4 protein-coding genes are annotated in these 3,498 nt (G+C 26.6%); 3 read left to right on the forward strand and 1 reads right to left on the reverse strand.

The annotated features are described in order from the left end of the window. The 3 genes from J7G74_RS01565 to J7G74_RS01575 form a co-directional block, all read left to right on the forward strand. Positions 1–184 (forward strand): DUF1540 domain-containing protein (locus J7G74_RS01565; protein ID WP_297130969.1); only part of this gene is annotated, 184 nt, incomplete at its 5' end. A gap of 318 nt (positions 185–502) precedes the next feature. Beyond that, positions 503–1,705: a MalY/PatB family protein gene (locus J7G74_RS01570; RefSeq protein ID WP_297130972.1), complete on the forward strand. Its 1,203-nt coding sequence runs from the start codon at positions 503–505 to the stop codon at positions 1,703–1,705. Positions 1,706–1,910: 205 nt separating this feature from the next. After that, a complete protein-coding gene (locus J7G74_RS01575; protein WP_297130974.1) occupies positions 1,911–2,618 on the forward strand; it encodes a tRNA threonylcarbamoyladenosine dehydratase in 708 nt (235 codons plus the stop codon). A 113-nt stretch (positions 2,619–2,731) separates the two neighbouring features. Here the strand turns inward: J7G74_RS01575 and J7G74_RS01580 are convergent, their stop codons facing one another. Then, positions 2,732–3,034, reverse strand: a complete 303-nt coding sequence (locus J7G74_RS01580) for a PTS sugar transporter subunit IIBC (protein ID WP_297130977.1) — start codon at positions 3,032–3,034, stop codon at positions 2,732–2,734. Positions 3,035–3,498 lie beyond the last annotated feature (464 nt).

Below are 3,498 nucleotides of genomic sequence, written 5' to 3' on the forward strand. Positions count from 1 at the left end.
TATTGAAGAAGGTGGTTATGGCTTTGATAACTATGCTGAACACTATGATAATAGTAAAACAAAAATTAGTAATATAAAATGTGCAGCTGGCAATTGTAAGTTTAATGAAGATGGTGAATGTTTTGCAAGAAATGTATTGATAAATGCAGCAAATGCTTCTTGTGATACGTTTGAGATTGAATAGTAAAAAAAGTCCTATGAATTATCATAGGACTTTTTTTACTTATAAGGACATTATATTGACTTCAAATCTGTGGGAAACTTCTAGGATAAAGTATTATCAATACATTTGAGAAATTGTAAAAAGGCAAATTTTGAGCAACGGGCAAAGCCGTTGGCGACATGAGCGAAGCGGATTTTTTATTGCAAAGCAATAATTATGAAGGCATTTTTTGCAATGTAAAAGTCATAAAATGTTATTTTATAGATATTATTTGCATAATATAATTGATCGTGTAAGAAGAAATAAGCAAATAACTATTTGTAAAAAGGAGATTTTATTATGAAATATAATTTTGATGAAATAATAGACAGAAGTAAAAATTACTCAGCTAAAATAGATGAACTTGAAATGAAATTTGGGAGAAAAGATTTAATACCTATGTGGATTGCAGATATGGATTTTAAAACGGCTCCACAAATAATAGATGCTTTAGTGAAAAGAGTTGAAGAGGGGATATGGGGTTATACCTCTAGACCTGCTGAATATTTTGAGTCAGTTAGAAATTGGCAAATATACAAAAATAATTGGCATGTTGAGACTAAATATATGTCTCATGCACTTGGTGTATTACCAATGCTTGCTAACGTATGTAATGCAATAATAGAGAAAGGGCAAAAGGTAATACTTCAAACTCCAGTATTCTCAGAATTTAAAACAGTTTTAGATAACTGGGGAATAGAGATAGTATACAACCCACTAATAAATAAAGATAATTACTATGAGATTGATTTTGATGATTTAGAAATAAAAGCTAAAGAAGCAGATTATATAATATTCTGTAGCCCTCATAATCCAGTGGGTAGAGTATGGACAAAAGAAGAAGTTGAAAAAATGGCTAAAATATGTATAAAAAATAATGTTACCATAATATCTGATGAAATGTATTCTGATATTATGCTATATGGATATAAACATACTCCAACAGCATCTATAAGTGAAGAAATAAGAAAAAATACTATAACATTTACTTCAGTTACTAAAACTTTCAACTTAGCAGGTGTTCAAGTTGCAACTTGTATATTCCCTAATATGGAAATGAGAAATAAGTATGAAAAAACTTTAGAAAAATTTGAAACTAAAAGAAATAATGCATTTAGTATAGTTGCTAATCAAGTAGCTATGAATGAAGGCAAAGAATGGTTTAATGAAGTATCTAAATACTTAGAAGACAATGCTACATTTGCTATGAATTATATAAGTGAAAATATACCTTCAATAAAATATTCTAAGCCAGAAGGAACTTATTTATTATGGATAGATTGTAGAAAATTTGGAATGACTCAAGACGAATTAGTTGATTTCTTTGTAAATGAAGCTAGGTTAGCATTAAATAATGGTACTACATTTGGTGTGGAAGGAACAGGATATATGAGAATGAACTTAGGATGCCCTAGAGTTGTTTTAGAGCAAGCATTAAAACAATTAGAAGATGCTGTAAATAAATTTGAAAATAATAAGAAGTTAGAACTTCAATATGTATAATAAAATAGGAAATACTTTTTATTTATTAGAAACTTTTTCATTAAAAAATACCACTAATACAAAAGTCTAATTTTGTAAATAATATTATCAATTTAAAAGAAATGTATGAGCTAATATAAGTTATGATAAATAGTCAAATTTTATAATCATATTTGTACTAATTATATAAGTTTTGTTCATATTGTCTTTCGTAGTGGAGGTTAGCATGGAAAATATATTTACAACACGTACATCTTTAATAGTAGGAGAAGATAATATTAAACGACTTAAAAACTCGAAAGTATTAGTAATAGGTGTAGGAGGAGTAGGAAGTTTTGCCGTAGAAGCTTTAGTGAGGGCAGGGGTTGGTAATATAACTATTGTAGACTATGCAGATGTGGAAATAACAGATTTTAATAGACAACTTCCAGGGTTACATTCTAACTTGGGAAAAAATAAAGTAGAAGTTGTAAAAGAGAGGCTTCTTGACATAAATCCACATTTAAATATTAAAGGGATAAAAGATATTTTTAACGAAGAAAGTTCCAATGAAATATTGAATGATGATTATGACTATGTAATAGATGCCATAGATATGGTTTCATCTAAAATACATTTAGTAGAAGAATGTATAAAGAGAAACTTTAAGCTGATAAGTTCTATGGGAATGGGGAATAAATTAGATCCTACTAAAATAGAGATAAGCGATATTTCAAAAACACATACATGTCCTTTAGCTAAAGTTATGTGCAAAGAACTTAGAGATAGAAATATAAATCATTTAACAGTAGTATTTTCTACAGAGCAACCTATTGAAGTTAAAGAAAAAATTTCTAATGGACATCGTATATTACCAGGAAGTATGTCATTTTTATCTCCTTGTGGTGGTATGGTAATGGCATCTTTTGTTATAAAGGATCTAATAAATATTTAGATAACAAATTGTATTTAAAAATTAGATGATTACTAATAAAATAAGGTTGTCAGTTATGACAACCTTATTTTGCATACTAATTTAACATCAAATAGAATTATATTAAAGTCATACTAATTTAAATCCATAGTGATTTCAGATATAACATTTTTAGCATCTTCTATAACAAATTGTGGAAGAACTTCATAGTATTCACGGTCTATAAATCTTTCTATTCCTTTAATTTGCTCAACTTCATTTTCTGTTACAAATAATACAACATCAGAAGTAGCTATATCCATTAATGATAATTCATTTTTAATTCCAGTAAAATCTTGAATTTCATAGTTAACTGTAATTCCTAACTTTTCTCCAGTTTCTTTAAGTATTTTCCCACTTAATTCATTATCACAAACTGCTGCTATTTTTAAACTCATAATAATTACCTCTTTCTTAAAAATTAAGTCTATATTATTATAATAAATATATTAAGAAATACAAAGTAAACTTTATATTTATATTTAAGTTTTATTTAAAGTAAGAGTTAGTGTATATTTAATTATTTGGTTAATGCTTATTCTACAATATTTAATATGACAATAAATTTATTTATACAAAGGAAAGCAGTATAGCAAATATATAATTTATGATATTATATAAAAAAGAATATAAATTGAATGTAAATTAATATAAAATATAAATTAAAACAATTTTTATATAGTAATTAGGAGCAAAGATGATAAGAAAACTAAAAAAAGAAGATATAAATAGAATAATGGAAATATGGCTTGAGAGTACTATTAAAGCACATAACTTTATAGATGAAAAATACTGGAGAGAGAGTTATATTAAAGTAAGAGATATGTATGTGCCAATGTCAGAGACTTTTGTATATGAAGAA

It is taken from the genome of Terrisporobacter sp. (genome assembly GCF_017888745.1).
Lineage (GTDB): Bacteria > Bacillota > Clostridia > Peptostreptococcales > Peptostreptococcaceae > Terrisporobacter.